The organism is Methylomonas stagni (genome assembly GCF_050154735.1).
In the GTDB taxonomy this organism is placed as follows: domain Bacteria; phylum Pseudomonadota; class Gammaproteobacteria; order Methylococcales; family Methylomonadaceae; genus Methylomonas; species Methylomonas koyamae_A.
This window is the reverse complement of record NZ_CP189557.1, coordinates 55,891-71,074: the sequence shown is the minus strand read 5'-3', so window position 1 is coordinate 71,074 and position 15,184 is coordinate 55,891. Positions and strand designations below refer to the sequence as shown.

Sequence of the window (15,184 nt, the reverse complement as noted above, 5' to 3'; positions counted from 1 at the left end):
CGCGTCACGGGGTCCGACCATCGTCGGCGTCTTCCAAACCTTCAAGCTTTAACAATCGATCGACATCGAGCAACATCACCATCTCGTTACGCACCGACGCGAGTCCTGCGATAAATTCGGTACTGACCTTGGTGCCAAAATGCGGCGCGCTTTGGATTGCATTTTTTTCAACGTCAACGACATCGGATACCGCGTCGACGACCACGCCCATGATTTTTATCGCGGCCCCTACATTGACCTGCAACACGACCACGACGGTCATCGGGCCGACTTGACCGGTACCCAGCTGAAAGCGCTCGCGTAAATCGATAATGGGTACGATGGCGCCACGCAAATTGACGACGCCTTTTTCGTAAGACGGGACGTTGGGTATCCGCGACACCGACTCCCAGCAGCGCAGTTCCTGAACCCGCAAAATATCGACGCCGTAACGCTCGTCGCCCAAAACGAAAGTCAGAAATTGCCGAATATCGCCGGCCTTATTGGCGACCGCTGGCGCTGCATCGCTCATATTGCCTCCATTAGCATGCGTAAGTTTCGCTCATTGATTGGCCAAGGCGACCAACCCCGGAATATCCAGAATGAGCGCCACGGACCCGTCACCCAGAATCGTCGCGCCGGATACGCCGTCGATCCGCCGATAATTGGCTTCCAGGGACTTAATCACCACTTGTTGCTGGCCGAGCAGATCGTCGACAAACAGACCGCAGCGCACGCCATGACTTTCCACGACCACCAACAACCCGTCGGTCAATTTGGTCGCTTTGGCGCCCGGCACCTGAAAAATTCGATGTAGGCGGATGATCGGCAGATATTGGCTGCGCAGGTGGAAGGTCTCGCCTTTGCCGGCTACCCGATTGACTCTGTCTTCGCTGATATTCAACGATTCGACGATCGCACCCAGCGGCAGGATATAGATCTCGTCGCCGACCGCTACCGATTGACCGTCCAGTATCGCCAAGGTCAGCGGCAAATAGATTGCGAAGGTGGAACCCGTACCCAATTCCGAAGCGATTTCTATATTGCCGCCCAAGGCTTGAATATTACGCCGCACCACGTCCATGCCGACGCCCCGCCCGGAAATATCGGTCAACTTGTCCGCTGTCGAAAAGCCGGGCAGGAAGATCAGGTCGTACAACTGCCGTTCGGATAGCGCGGCGTCCGCGCCAATCAATCCTTTCTCCACCGCTTTGGCGCGTAGTTTGGCGCCGTCCAAGCCTTGGCCGTCGTCTTTGACTTCGATGACAATATTGCCGCCGCGATGATAAGCCTGTAGCGTAACGGTGCCTGTCTCCGGTTTGCCGGCCGCCAGACGAACCTGGGGCATTTCGATGCCATGGTCCAAGCTGTTGCGAACCAAATGGACCAAAGGATCGGCCAATAACTCGACCACGGTCTTGTCGACCTCGGTGTTTTCGCCGATCAACTTCAATTCGATTTTCTTGCCGAGTTTAGTGCTTAAATCGTGTACCAGGCGCGGAAAACGGCTGAACACAAAGCTGACTGGCAACATCCGAATGTTCATGACGCTTTCCTGCAACTCGCGGGTATGGCGTTCGAGTTGAGTCAATCCGTTGCGCAATTGGTCCAGTTTGCCGGCCTCGAAGCGCTCGCCGACCAAACTGAGCATCGATTGGGTGATGACCAATTCGCCAACCATGTTGATCAAATGATCGATTTTCGCGATATCCACCCGAATCGAACCCGCGCTCTTCGCGGCGGGCTTAGCGTCTTCGTGAGCGGTCGGCTCGGCGCTGTTAGGGATGATTTGGAAAGGCGCCGCTTGGATCGTCTTGACCGCCTCCGCTTCACCCTGCCGCTGCTCGGCCACGACAGCAGCCGAATCGTGTTTTAGTAACGGGTAGATTGCCAGATCGCAATCATTTTCCACCCAATCGAACACCTCGGCGACATCATCCCGCCCGACATCGCCGGTTAACGTCAACTTCCAGGACAGGTAGCATTCCTCGGGGTCCAAATCGAAAAAATTTGGCACGCCCCGCAAATCGACGGCAACCTTCAAATCGCCCAAACCGGCCAATTCGCGGAACATCCGTACCGGTTCGTTGCCGGTTTTCAGTAAATGCCGATGCGGGCTGAACGCGATCGCCCAAGCGCTCCCCGGTAAATCGGTCGCGTCGGCATCATTGGGTAGAGACAAGGCCGGTAAGCCACTGCCAGCGTTTGGATCATCGGAATGCGAACCGGCCAATTCGGCTTCCAACACGGCTTTGGTTCGAGCGATGCGCGCTTGATCCAACGGCTCGGCGCCTTTCAAGCGGCCCAGCATGTCTCTTAGGCAATCGACCGATTCCAACAATGCCCTCACCGTCCCATCGGCGACTTGCCGACGACCGTCGCGCATTTCGTCCAGCAAGGTTTCCATGACGTGAGTAAAGTCGGAGACTTCGGTGAAGCCGAATGTGCCGCTACCGCCCTTGATCGAGTGGGCCGCCCGGAATAGAGTATTGATCGATTCGGCGTCCGCCGAACCAACATCAAGGCTTAACAACCCGGATTCCATGACATCAAGCCCTTCGAAGCTTTCTTCGAAGAAGACTTGATGAAACTGGGACATGTCGATAGTCAACGGCGCCTCGCAGACAGCGGCTTAACCCAAAACCTTTTGGATCGTTTTCAACAACTGCTCCGGATTAAACGGCTTAACGATCCAGCCCGTCGCCCCTGCCTCCTTACCCAGTTGCTTCTTATCCATACCTGCCTCGGTGGTCAGCATCAGCAACGGCGTATATTTGTAGTTCGGCAGGGCGCGCAAATCCCTGATCAGCTGGATACCGTCCTTGTTCGGCATGTTGACATCGGTGACAACACAATCGAAGGCTTGGCTCTTGGCTTTATTGAGTCCGTCGACGCCATCAACCGCTTCCACGACGTCGTAACCCGCCCCTTTCAAGGTAAAACACACCATTTGGCGCATGGATGCGGAATCGTCCACAGCAAGTATCGAGGTCACTGAGATTTCCTCCAAATTAAAGATTTTGTCATCCGCCGTTCGCAACCCGGCGAAACGTTTTATCGCCTGGAATAGGCGAGCCGGCGATCTTAGAAGTCGGTTGACAGTATAGTTAACCGAAACAAAGTTTCCGGCGAAACTCATGGGCGCTCCTGATCATAAGCTGAATTTTGCGAAGATGTCGCCAGATAAACAAACAAAACCGGCTATCGGCCTGATTACTCGAATTGGAAAAAAGCCCATTCGCCATCGAAATAAGTACCTGATCGACCGTAGGCGTTGACGCTCTCAGTCGCTAAGGTCTTACCGTTTTGCCTCAAGCTTGAGGAATGTTGCGTTTGTGAAACGACCTTGGGCCAGCCAAGCCTGTATATTTCTGTGATCAACACCGCATTTAGCCGTATCAATCACGCCACCCAACCTACTACTCTGCATCAAGATCAAGCATTAACTAACTGATTGAATTCACGTTACAAATTCACCACTTTTGTTGCGAATAAACATATTGAAAATCTTATCGAAAGTCTTGACACTTAGCGCCCGCCGACCTGATTGGCTGTGATTTCTAGTCATAACCCTAAGTAAGTGGAGGACAATATGAAAGTCGTGTTAATGCTGTTTGCCGGATTCTCGATTGGCGCCATATTAGCGGTCGCCGCGATTCAATTGGTGCGCGCACTCTATCTGGAACTCTCGGCCTTTTTCTCTGAAGCTTGGCACAGCGCAGATACGCGTTAGCCACCCACACTGACTTGAGATAGAATTCGATTCGGCAGGCCTGCTCACCGATATGCCGGCCGCCCTCACCGCTTAGCGGGCGTCGTATAACGGCCATTACCTTGGCTTCCCAAGCCAAAGACGTGGGTTCGACTCCCATCGCCCGCTCCAAGCCGCCTAGCTCAATAGAGCGAGCGCGTTGACTTTTGAAACGCTAGCGTTCGAGGTTCGGAATTTTTTACGCGGAAATGTCGCTTTCGTTGGACCGGTGCGGGTCGCGTACCGAACGTATCAAATCATTCTCCGCTTCATCTATGCGTAGCTTGGCAACCACGGATGCGCGCACGACACTAGACGCTAGCGAGTCGCGGCAACTATTCTCGGTTTGCTCGGAATTGCCGACAAGCTTACACATTCTGATGCGTTCGAAATAAACCGGCGCCTTACCGCCGCCGGACTTGATATCAACGCCCCATTTTTCGGGGGCCTAAATCTGCTCCCCGCGTTCCCTAGCTCTCAACAGCGTCGGGGCGTGACGGATGTTCCAGCCCTTTGCCCCAGTAATTTCCTCCAAAAACCTCGGCTTGCCGACAATCCCCTTGCTCGGAGTGGTAACGCGTAACGAAAGTCTTGCCTGGAAAATCGCTGGCGGCTCGCGGGCAGACTCGTAGCGAAACGTCCTTGAGCGCCCCCAAATCTCTACGGTCTACTGAGCTATTATTCTTGTTAGAATCGCTCCAGCCATCGCCACACCGGGAGACTTCGGGATTGTTATCGACACTGCGCTCCAATGCGAAATGCCTGTCGCTGTTGTTTGTGCTCTGGTGGCAGATGGCCGCCGGACAGCCGCGCATTGCGGTCATCGTTCACCCGGACAACGGTTTCGCCGACATGTCGCGCAAGCAAATCGTCGACATCTATTTAGGCCGGTTGGTGAGCCTTCCCAACAATCGCATTCCGTTGCCGCTGGACCAGCAAGGCGGCTCGCCGCTACGCGAGCGTTTTTACGAAACGCTAACCGAAAAGCCGTTGGCGCAAATCAATGCCTATTGGGCTCGGCTGATGTTCAGCGGCCGCGCCACGCCGCCGCGCATGTTGCCGGACAGCGCTAGCGTGCTGGAAACGGTATCCCAAAACCGCGACGCCATCGGCTATGTGGAAGACGACAAAGTCAGCCCGTCGGTACGGGTTCTGTTTTATCTTGAATGATCGGGAGCCCAGAGATGAAAACCAACACGCTACCCGGAGTCGCGGCGGTCGGACTACTGTTCGCGGCGGGTATTCGAGCGGAATGGAATATCGACCTTAGCGACGAATCCCGACTGCGCATCAGCGGCTTCGGCACATTGGGTCTGGCGACCAGCGATCAATCCCAAGCCGAATTGACGCGCGACATCGCCGATCGCGAAGGCATTAGCAGCAACAGTTCGCCGCTATCGGCCGATAGCCGTCTGGGGCTACAGATCGACGCCATTATCAATCCGCGCTGGTCGGCTACCGTGCAGGCGGTTTTGAAGGACAGACCCTCGCAAAGTATCGAGGAAAGCCTGCAATGGGCCTTCATCAGTTACCGGCCGGACAGCCATTGGCAGTTGCGGGTCGGCCGGGTCGGCCTGGATATGGGATTGGTATCCGACCAACGCAACATCGGCTACAGCTACCTATGGGTAAGGCCGCCGATCGAATTTTACGGTCGTTTGCCCTTGTTTCATTTCAACGGCGGCGATGCCAGCTACAGCTTCGACGTCGAAAATCTGAATATCAGTGTCAAGGCCTTTGCCGGCGAAGCCTCGCCGTATTACCCCGCCCGGCCGGATTACAACATCAATATCGCTCCGCTGTGGGGCGGCAACGTGAATTTGCGCTGGCAGGACTGGCACGCTCAAATGTCCTACGTGGGTACCGAATTGCATAGCGACCATCCCGGACTAACCGAATTACGGCATGCGATCGATCAACTGGGCGCGGCCGGTTTTTATCCGGACGCCAACAATTTAAGCAGCCGCTACATCCTGCGCGGCACCCAGAATCACTTTCTGTCCGCCGGCTTGGGTTACGAAGGCGATCCGTGGCGGGCCCAACTGGAATTTGGTCATCTGTTTCACGGCAACGGCTTTGTTACCGACCTTTACATGATTTACGCCACCGTCGGTTATCGGCTGGGTTCGGTCACGCCGTTCATCGGCTACAGCAGTCTGTGGCCGTCCGAGAAACGGCCGCAAGTGCCCAGTCCTCTGCCCGATCCCCGTCTGCAAGCCGCTGCCGAAACCCCGTTCTTAGAAGCCTATTCCAACCAGGAAACCTTATCGCTAGGCGGACGTTGGGACTTTTACAACAATCTGGCGTTGAAATTACAGTACGATCTGGTCCACGTCCGCAATCATAACGGCATTGGCCTATGGCATACGCAGGCGGCCGGACTGCCGGCCCCCGCCGAATTTTCCAATCTGTTTTCGGCGACACTGGACTTCGTGTTTTAACGGCGAAGCGCCTTCGCCCCACTTTTCAAGCCGTCGCCATGAAAGGTCACGTCGTCCACAGCCTGAAAACCCGTCTGTCGATTCGGGTATTCCTTGGCATGTTGGTTCTCAGCGCCGCGATTGTGTTGGGGGCTTATATCCTGACTTTTGAAGGCGCCGAACAGGACGCCAGACAACAAACCGGCGAATTGCTGGACGCCATGGAATATTCGGCCGCGATCGCGTTGTATGCCAGCGATGCGCGCATCGCCGACGACGTGGTGCGCGGCGTTCTGCGCGGCAGCTTCGTGGCCTCGGTGCGCTTAGCCAACGACACTGGTCTGGATGTCAAGCTGGCCAAGGCCCCGGACGCCCCAAACCAACCGATAATCGCACGGGCATTAAAATCGCCGTTCGATAACAACGAAACGCTAGGTCAGTTGCAAGTCGCCCTGCATCCGCCGGCTATTCATCAGCGTGCCGCCGCCAGCGCCAGAAACATGGCACTGGCGCTGGGCGGAATCGTCTTTTTCCCCACGCTGCTGTTTTGGGTGGCAATTAGCCGGCTGGTCACCACGCCTTTACTGAAATTGTCGGCGCAACTGGCCGCCATCAAGCCCGGCGACCAACAATGCTTGAGCCTGAGCGGCGACCGCCAGGACGAGCTCGCCGGGCTAACCCAAGACATCAACGCCTTGTTAAGCGCCGTATCGGTTTCGATGCGGAAAGAACGCCGGCTCCGGCAACACGTCGAAGCCCTGGAAAAGCAGTACGAAGCGATTTTTACCCAAGCCTCCACCGGCATCCTGCTGCTGAACCCGGACGGCCAATGTCTGATCGCCAATCCGGCGGTCAGTCTTCTATTCGAAGATTGGCGGCATGCGGTGGACAGCGTGTTCTCGCTGTTACCCAACTGGGAAGTTCAATTGTTTTCGGAACCCGACGAATTTCGAGCCTTGCTGGTGCAAGCCGCATTGACCCAAATTCCGCAGGCCATGGATTTACGCTTGCAACGCCAGAACGACGAAGTCCGAGAGTGGATGCATTTGCTGGTGTCTTGCTATCCGCATCCGGAACACAAACTGGTCGCCGAATGCCTGTTTATCGACATCAGCCAACGCAAACAGCAGGAAGACGAAGCGGTATTTCAATCGCATCACGACATCTTGACGCAACTGTTGAATCGGCGCGGCCTGGAAGCCCGCCTAAACCTGAATTACGCGGCCAGGGAAAACGACACGCTGTCCTTGCTGTTGCTGGACCTGGACCGCTTCAAGCAAATTAACGACCGCTGGGGACATTTGGCCGGCGACCGGGTGTTGATCGAAGTCGCCAAGCGCATGAAGAATTTGGTGCGCGGCGCGGACCTACTGACCCGTTTGGGCGGCGACGAATTTTTGATTTGCTTGCGCCGGTCGCGTAGCGAACCCGCCTTGCACCAGTTTCTGTTGCGCTTGATCGAAAGCATCAGCGCCGACATCGAAATCGAAGCGACCACTCGAGATTACGTGGGTGCCAGTATCGGCGTCGTCGAATACCCCAGGGACGGCACCGATTTGGTCGGCCTGTTGCACAAAGCCGATATCGCGCTGTACGAAGTCAAACGCCTGGGCCGTAACGGCTACTGCCTGTACGGCGACTGCGGCTTGTCGCCGGTAATCATCGCTCGAGAAGACACTGCCGAATAAGCGCCCGAGAGCGGTTAAAAGGGGTCGTGGGTTGGCCGTCTTTGGACCAAAACCAGCCATAGCCTTTGACGGGTCGGCGAATGTACCTGAAATCACCGAACCGAATCGGCGAGCGGTTTTCGTGTTTACCGGCGGTAGCCGCTATAATGTCGGGCTTTTCGACTTGTCCCAGCCGAAATTCGTTACGCGACCGACGCCCATGAATTTATTACTAAAATACCTCTCATCCTGCTGGTTTCTGAACGACCCGACCGAACTGACGCCGCCTAAGTCGTTCATGTGGAAGAACGTGACCTTTTACTTTATCTCCGGCTGCATCGTCGAAGGCTTGATCGCCGATCCGGCCGACGGCACCCTGGAAGTGACCGGCCGCACCATCATGGCCTTCAGTAGTGTGGCCTTGCTGCTACTGAAGGAAAAGCAATGGCCGCGCTTCAGCCAGTTGTACACGTCGATTTTCGTCTGCGAAAACTTCATCATGACTCTAGCGGTGGCCGCCGAAGGCCTGGACTTTTGGTTGGTGATGAAACATTACCCCTACCGCGAGGAAGTCGGCATCGGCCTCGCGGTATTTTTGGTCATTTGGTATATCGCCATCGTCAGCTACATCTTCCGGCGCTTTTTTACCTACCCCACCGGCACCAGTGTGGCCTTCGCGTTCAGCTATTTCGTGATGACGTACGGCATCCCGATGTTGCTGATGGACATCTAGGATTCCGAGTACTAAACCTCGGTTTGGCGCTACACAAACGCCGTCATTTATTCGCTTGGCGTTAGCCTGACAAAGACAGGATAATGCCGGCCTTTTTCATCTGATTTGCGGTTCATGGAATTCAAACTCAAAACCCACGACGGCCAAGCCCGCCGCGGCCAATTGACCTTCGCGCGCGGCGTGGTCGAAACGCCGATCTTCATGCCGGTCGGCACCTACGGCACCGTGAAAGCGCTGACCCCCGAGGATTTGGAAGCGCTAGGCGCGCAAATCATCCTCGGCAACACTTTTCACCTGTTACTGAGACCCGGCATGGAGGTGATGAAGGCACACGGCGATCTGCACGACTTCATGCGCTGGCAAAAGCCGATTCTGACCGATTCCGGCGGTTTTCAGGTGTTCAGCCTGGGCGCGCTACGCAAGATCAGCGAGCAAGGCGTGACGTTTAAATCGCCGGTTAACGGCAGCAAGATTTTCATGGGACCGGAGGAGTCGATGCAGGTGCAACGGGACCTGGGGTCGGACATCGTGATGATTTTCGACGAGTGCACGCCCTACCCGGCCACCTACCAGCAAGCCGCCGATTCGATGCGTCTGTCCCTGCGCTGGGCGGAACGCAGCAAGCGCGCCCACGAAGGCAACGATTCGGCCCTGTTCGGCATCGTGCAAGGCGGTATGTTTCCCGAACTGCGCCGCGAATCGATCAACGGGTTGACCAACATCGGCTTCGACGGTTACGCGATCGGTGGCCTATCGGTCGGCGAACCCAAGCACGAAATGCTGGCGACGCTGGACGCGATCATGCCGAATATGCCGCAAGATACGCCGCGCTACTTGATGGGCGTCGGCACGCCGGAAGATTTGGTGGAAGCGGTGCGGCGCGGCGTGGACATGTTCGACTGCGTGATGCCGACCCGCAACGCCCGCAACGGCCATCTGTTTACCCGCTACGGCGTCATTAAAATCCGCAATCAGCAATACCAGTTCGACACCCGACCGCTGGACGAGAATTGCAACTGCTACACCTGCCGCAATTACTCGCGCTCGTACCTAAAGCATCTGGACAAATGCAAGGAAATGCTCGGCGCGCGCCTGAACACCATCCACAATCTACATTACTACCTGGAATTGATGCAGGGCATCCGTGATGCAATAGAAGCAGGAAGATTCGACGAATTCGTCAGGGCGTTTTACGAGTTGCGCGGCGTAACCATGCCGCATTGATTGCGGTGTGTAGGGGCGGCGTTTGCCGCCCCTACTCTCGGTGTTTGCTCTGTCAGAGCACTGACCGAAACGGCCCGGACCAACCTTATCTTATTCTTGATCCAGCCCGAACGCGGTGTGCAGTGCACGCACCGCCAGTTCCAGATATTTCTCGTCGACGACTACCGAAATCTTGATCTCCGAGGTCGAAATCATCTGAATGTTAATGCCTTCGTCGGCCAGTACCTTGAACATGGTGCTGGCGATGCCGGCGTGCGAACGCATGCCGACGCCGACGATGGACACTTTAACAATCGTGTTATCGCCGATTACCGCAGTATTGCCGCCCAGTTCAACGCGTAAGCCCTCCAGGACTTTTTGAGCGCGGGCAAAATCGTTACGGTTGACGGTAAAGGTAAAGTCGGTGGTGCCGTGCGCGGAAATATTTTGCACGATCATGTCCACTTCGATGTTTTCGGCGGCGATCGGTCCCAGGATTTTCGACGCCACGCCCGGCAGATCGGGTACGCCGGTCAACGTCAGTTTCGCCTCGTCGCGATTGAAGGCAATACCTGAGATTAACGCTTTTTCCATTTCTGATTCCTCGTAGGTGATAAGCGTGCCGTTGCCTTCCATAAACGAAGACAACACACGCAGTTTGACGTTGTATTTACCGGCGAATTCGACCGAACGGATTTGCAGGACTTTCGAACCCAGGCTGGCCATTTCCAGCATTTCCTCGAAGGTGATCCGGTCCAGCCGGCGGGCCTTCGGTACCACGCGCGGATCGGTGGTGTACACGCCGTCGACGTCGGTATAGATATGGCATTCGTCGGCTTTCAATGCCGCCGCCAATGCCACGCCGGTGGTATCGGAGCCGCCGCGGCCCAGCGTGGTGATATTGCCGTCCTCGTCCACGCCCTGGAATCCGGCGACGACGACGACCCGGCCGGCGTCCAGATCCGCGCGGATATTGGCTTCGTCGATCTCGCGAATCCGTGCTTTGGTGTGAGCGCTGTCGGTCAGAATCCGCACCTGCGGACCGGTATAGGACTTAGCCTCGACACCCACGTGGTGCAAGGCCATCGCCAACAACGCGATCGTCACTTGCTCGCCGGTGGACAGCAACACGTCCAACTCGCGGTCGGTCGGTTGCACCTGCACTTCCTTGGCGAGCGCGACCAAACGGTTGGTTTCGCCGCTCATCGCCGACACCACAACGACGATTTGATCGCCCTTGTCGTGGGCTGCTTTAACTTTCTCGGCCACCGCCTTGATACGTTCCACCGTACCAACGGAAGTGCCGCCAAACTTATAGACGTACAATGCCATGTTTTTATTGACCCTTGGCTTTTTTGGTTTTTTTAATGTGTCGCGTAGCGACGGTAATTTTGATGCCGAACAATTCCGGCGCACTTTTAGACAATTTATGCGGCTTGTTGTTGATGACTCGCTTCGCGAGCATATCGATACAAGGTTTTGGGTTCAATATCAGCAGCACCTCGATTAAACTCCAAACATCCCCAATCCGGATCAATTCGGGCGGTATGCAAGGCGTCCTCGGCTACCGATGAACCAATCAACGCTTTCAAATCAGCCTGTATGATTTCGCCGTTTTCGAACGTCAATGTAAAACGGTAGCCTTCAATCTGTTCAATCTGCTTTAGTTTCATTTTGTTACTCCAACGGCGCAATACTATGAAAACTCTGGGTATCCCACATTCTATCAGCTCATCCTAATGCAACTCCGCACATTCTCAACCAATAGCCGACATTTTCTGGGAATGCCGCCATCGATAATATTAAAATTTTCCAATTCCATCACCGCTTGATGTTCACCGTACTTGATATGAATATGGCGCGGCGGATGTTCTCGGTCAATCAAAAACATGCGGATGATGATCCCATAAAATCGGCTAATTTCCGGCACTAAGTTGTTCTTTGTTTGTGTCGCTATTGCGACAGGTTATTTTTAATGTCGGTTCTCGGATCGACGACCGAGATACTTTCACTACGAAAGTCATCCCTGGCTTTCACCCTTCGAGCCAGCCTATCGGCTGTTCAAATTCGCTCTAGGTGAATTTGTGCTTGTCCAAAGAAAAGACACCCGAATGCCGCTTATTCCCAGCGCGCCTCGCTTTCGGCGGGGTTGACGAAAGGGGTATACTGACCGTTCGGACTGATCCCACCAAAAGCTCCGGTGCTAGGCGCGGCATACGGGACGTACCATCCAGGGATTTGAAAAAATCATTCTATAACTTCAATAGCAATCAATGTTGTGTCATCTTTTAAGCCCTTTGAAGTCAATTGCTCCGCTACATTTTTCACGAACTCAGTTATTAAAGGGAATTTGAGAGATAAATCCCTTATTTCTTTTTTTGTAATTAATCTGTGAACACCGTCAGTAAGCAATAAAACTCTATCCTTCGGCTTTATATCAAAACTTCCACTAATTAATTCATACTCCCCCTTTGCTGAAAGAGCTGATACTAAAACAGATCGCCGAGGATAAGTTTTCGCTCTACTTTTAGAAAGGATGCCTTGTCTGATCAATAAATCGCTTTCGGTTTGATCCTGGGTAATCTGACGAATTCCATTATTTCTCAAATGATAAATACGCGAATCACCAACATGAGCAAAACAAGCTAGCCCATCATGTACAATTACCAAACTTAAAGTAGTTGCCATTTCTTTCAAGATGTTGTCTTCAAGGCTTCCTTTTTCTAGTACTTTAACGATGTTATTAAACACATCTTCAAAAGCCTTTGGTGATTCATTAGCTAATCCTTTTTCAGCGCAATTGACTGCCAAATTAGCTGCAACTCTCCCACCCTCCTGTCCACCCACACCATCGGCAACTGCAGCAAATAATTTCCCAGAAGAGAATCTTTTTGTTAGCATAGCATCTTGGTTGGGCCTAATATCTAAACCCAAGGAAAAAGAATCAGCGCAAAAATCCATTACGGTTTATCCACTCCCCTAGCAATAAGCGGATGTAACTGTAGTCTACTAGCACCAATCGAAGCTTCCCAACAAGACAAATAATACTCAAGGCTAAATGAGTCGGCTTCAACGTCAAGCATAACCCTATTGGCAACTTTAGAATCTAAACTTGGTCCAGCTAAATTCAATAGTTTTCGCTCAACAAACCATCTATTATGACTAACACCCATTTTTAGCAAACTTATCAAAGCATGGGCTTTCAATGAGATTGATCCAAAGTTAAAGAAGCGTTCTAACTTATCTGCTAAAACATCACAATAATCAAAGTTGTGAGAGTTTGAACGAACATACTCAGAAAATCGCATACCCAACGCATTGAATAAATCAGGTGATGTTGATGCTAATGAGCTAATATGTCCGCTCATGATTGATCTAAACAAGTTGTAGGAAGTTTGATAGCCTCCAGTTGAGCAATCTAATACCTCGAAAAACCTATCCCATTCATCATCAGACAGCTCTTCCTTTTCACTCAACAACTTAATAATCTCAGCTTCATCCGTGCTGCTAAAATTAAGATCAGGGCTATTCAAAGCTTCAAATACATCGATCCGAAGCGAGGTAATATCCTGGTAACGTCGTAGTGGATTTTTCTTAGTACATTTTTCGACTATTGATCGACAAGGGCCAGGAACTGAAAGCTCTACATAAGGTGTCCTACTACCGCTCCCAAAAATATCATGAAGAATTGCTCCAAATGAATATATATCTGCGGTTGTTGTTGCGTATTTGAAATTTGTAATTAGTTCAGGCGCAGCATAAATTGGAGTTCCGCCGGCATGCCCCGTTTGAGTAATCGTCGTAGTATCTGAAGCAACAGCCGTTATTAATACAAAATCTGATATGGCGTATCTAACCGATCCATCAGTTTCTATAAACTTTAAAACATTCACAGGCTTAAGGTCACGGTGAGTGATTCCTAAATCATGAATAGCCTCGAGTCCTGCAAGTATATCAAACAGCGCAGTTTTAAGATTATTGCCTAAAGTTCGGTCAGCAATAAGATCATCTTGTAATGTTCCAACTCCAAGCTCCATAACATACCAAGGTGTGACATTCTCAAGATTACTACCAATGATTTTAACCACATTCCGGCTTTTTACCCTGCTTTGATACTTTACTTCTTTGAAAAATCTCTTCTTTAAATCTTCCAGAGATACAATTCCTTTATCAATAACCGCTTGCAACTCAGCATTAGGACTAAATTCTTTCATTGCAAAAGTTTCTTGTTTACTATCACAAACTTCATAAACCCTGCCAAATCCTCCTCGGCCAAGCTCTTTTATTTTTGTATAGGCCATTTAAACACTTCGACTTATTTAATATTAGAAATAAAGTTAGATTACGCGTCCCCCGTACCCAACGATTGCTACTCCGAAGGGCCGTAGGCTGGGTCAAGCAACGCGAAACCCAGGAAAGTCGCCAAGTTTGACGTCATTTCATACAACCTAGCCAGCAAAAACCAACAATAACTCAACGCTTACCTCTCCGAAATGTTGGGTTACGCTATCGCTAACCCAACTTACGTTTGGGAGGATTTTCTCCCGTATGCCTCGCCACCGCAGCTTTTGAACGGATCAGCCGACAGGGGCACCGCAAGAATGCGGCGCGTTGACGGCTGAGCTGGGAAGCCCCTTCTGTCAACCCAGTTCAAAAACGAGGAGCGCAGGATAAAAGCGGCATCCGATTGTCTTTTCTTTTGGATACTTTTCCTTGGACAAACACAAATTCGCCGGGAGCGAATTTGAACAGCCAAAGGCTGGCCCAAAGGGCGAAAACCAGGGATGGTTTTCGTAGCGAAAGTATCTCGGCTGTCGGTTCGAGAACCGACGTTAAATTAATCCGTCGCAGTAACGACACCAAATCATCAAATTAAATTTTCCACCAAAAACAGTCACTTGGCTTATTCCGGCCTACTATTTCAGATAGGTTTCGATCTCCATCGCCCCATGAAACACACCCAAAACATCGATCTGCTGCTGCCCTTTTATCAGATAGGCAATTCGATAATGTCCATAAAGCAAAATACGAATTTCACCCTCCGGCTCGGACCGATATTGGTAACCGATTTCCGGGAATTTCTCGAGCAATTGAGTTTTCCGATAAATACCGGCAACCACTTGATTCGCGGTGTTTAGGCTATCTTGTGCGATATAGTCATGTATCTGCTTTAACCAGCGCTCTGCTTCATAAGTCCAGCTTATTGTTGCCATGACTGAATGCGGCGTTCAATCTCTTCGTTGCTCAGAGTCCTTTGTTCGCGAGAATCTTCCATGCCACGATTGATCATGCGCTGAAACGCCAATTCACGCATGATTTCCTCATACGACGCATCCAGCGGCTGGTCATTGATGACTTCAGCCATTTGCTCTTTTACAGTATTCATACAACCCCCACCCATCGTGACAATCGATTTCAAACCACTCCGTCG

The 15,184-nt window shown here is 52.4% G+C and carries 16 protein-coding genes and 1 tRNA gene; 7 read left to right on the top strand and 10 right to left on the bottom strand.

The genetic code is table 11. The features are described 5' to 3' along the window. Positions 1–4: 4 nt before the first annotated feature. The 3 genes from ACP4CD_RS00335 to ACP4CD_RS00325 are packed head-to-tail and all read right to left on the bottom strand — an operon-like array spanning position 5 to position 2,974. A complete protein-coding gene (locus tag ACP4CD_RS00335; RefSeq protein ID WP_426992885.1) occupies positions 5–511 on the bottom strand; it encodes a chemotaxis protein CheW in 507 nt (168 codons plus the stop codon). Positions 512–541: 30 nt separating this feature from the next. Beyond that, entirely contained in the window at positions 542–2,578 is a 2,037-nt protein-coding gene (locus ACP4CD_RS00330; RefSeq protein ID WP_426992884.1) for a chemotaxis protein CheA, read from the bottom strand. A 33-nt stretch (positions 2,579–2,611) separates the two neighbouring features. Then, positions 2,612–2,974: a response regulator gene (locus tag ACP4CD_RS00325; RefSeq protein WP_064025843.1), complete on the bottom strand. Its 363-nt coding sequence runs from the start codon at positions 2,972–2,974 to the stop codon at positions 2,612–2,614. A 597-nt stretch (positions 2,975–3,571) separates the two neighbouring features. On the opposite strand from ACP4CD_RS00325, the gene ACP4CD_RS00320 reads away from it, so the two are divergent. From ACP4CD_RS00320 to tgt, 7 genes are all read left to right on the top strand, one after another. Beyond that, positions 3,572–3,712, top strand: coding sequence for a hypothetical protein (locus ACP4CD_RS00320; protein WP_157197760.1), 141 nt, complete (start codon positions 3,572–3,574; stop codon positions 3,710–3,712). A gap of 75 nt (positions 3,713–3,787) precedes the next feature. Continuing rightward, positions 3,788–3,862, top strand: a tRNA-Gly gene (locus ACP4CD_RS00315). Positions 3,863–4,414: 552 nt separating this feature from the next. Continuing rightward, positions 4,415–4,900, top strand: a complete 486-nt coding sequence (locus ACP4CD_RS00310) for a hypothetical protein (RefSeq protein WP_426992883.1) — start codon at positions 4,415–4,417, stop codon at positions 4,898–4,900. 14 nt (positions 4,901–4,914) lie between these two features. Then, on the top strand, positions 4,915–6,171 hold the full coding sequence (locus ACP4CD_RS00305; protein WP_426992881.1) for a hypothetical protein: 1,257 nt from the start codon (positions 4,915–4,917) through the stop codon (positions 6,169–6,171). Between the two features lie 38 nt (positions 6,172–6,209). Beyond that, positions 6,210–7,838 carry a diguanylate cyclase domain-containing protein gene (locus tag ACP4CD_RS00300; RefSeq protein WP_426992880.1) on the top strand — a complete coding sequence of 543 codons (1,629 nt, stop codon included), beginning with the start codon at positions 6,210–6,212 and terminating at the stop codon, positions 7,836–7,838. A gap of 199 nt (positions 7,839–8,037) precedes the next feature. Further along, on the top strand, positions 8,038–8,550 hold the full coding sequence (locus tag ACP4CD_RS00295; protein ID WP_064025797.1) for a hypothetical protein: 513 nt from the start codon (positions 8,038–8,040) through the stop codon (positions 8,548–8,550). 114 nt (positions 8,551–8,664) lie between these two features. Beyond that, on the top strand, positions 8,665–9,774 hold the full coding sequence (gene tgt / locus ACP4CD_RS00290; protein WP_064025795.1) for a tRNA guanosine(34) transglycosylase Tgt: 1,110 nt from the start codon (positions 8,665–8,667) through the stop codon (positions 9,772–9,774). A 90-nt stretch (positions 9,775–9,864) separates the two neighbouring features. Here the strand turns inward: tgt and ACP4CD_RS00285 are convergent, their stop codons facing one another. The 7 genes from ACP4CD_RS00285 to ACP4CD_RS00255 form a co-directional block, all read right to left on the bottom strand. Further along, on the bottom strand, positions 9,865–11,085 hold the full coding sequence (locus tag ACP4CD_RS00285; RefSeq protein ID WP_071160935.1) for an aspartate kinase: 1,221 nt from the start codon (positions 11,083–11,085) through the stop codon (positions 9,865–9,867). Positions 11,086–11,180: 95 nt separating this feature from the next. Then, entirely contained in the window at positions 11,181–11,426 is a 246-nt protein-coding gene (locus tag ACP4CD_RS00280; protein ID WP_426992877.1) for a DUF2442 domain-containing protein, read from the bottom strand. A 53-nt stretch (positions 11,427–11,479) separates the two neighbouring features. Then, the gene (locus ACP4CD_RS00275) at positions 11,480–11,644 is read right to left on the bottom strand and encodes a DUF4160 domain-containing protein (protein ID WP_426994647.1); all 165 of its coding nucleotides are present in this window, start codon (positions 11,642–11,644) and stop codon (positions 11,480–11,482) included. 356 nt (positions 11,645–12,000) lie between these two features. After that, the gene (locus ACP4CD_RS00270) at positions 12,001–12,714 is read right to left on the bottom strand and encodes a PP2C family protein-serine/threonine phosphatase (protein WP_426992876.1); all 714 of its coding nucleotides are present in this window, start codon (positions 12,712–12,714) and stop codon (positions 12,001–12,003) included. After that, positions 12,714–14,054: a serine/threonine-protein kinase gene (locus tag ACP4CD_RS00265; RefSeq protein ID WP_426992874.1), complete on the bottom strand. Its 1,341-nt coding sequence runs from the start codon at positions 14,052–14,054 to the stop codon at positions 12,714–12,716. Before ACP4CD_RS00265 ends, ACP4CD_RS00270 begins: the two co-directional genes overlap by 1 nt. A 615-nt stretch (positions 14,055–14,669) precedes the next feature. Continuing rightward, entirely contained in the window at positions 14,670–14,966 is a 297-nt protein-coding gene (locus tag ACP4CD_RS00260) for a type II toxin-antitoxin system RelE/ParE family toxin (RefSeq protein WP_426992872.1), read from the bottom strand. Continuing rightward, positions 14,954–15,139 (bottom strand): hypothetical protein, encoded by a 186-nt coding sequence (locus ACP4CD_RS00255; protein ID WP_426992870.1) that lies wholly within the window; start codon positions 15,137–15,139, stop codon positions 14,954–14,956. The genes ACP4CD_RS00260 and ACP4CD_RS00255 overlap by 13 nt, the downstream gene beginning before the upstream one ends. Positions 15,140–15,184: the final 45 nt, after the last annotated feature.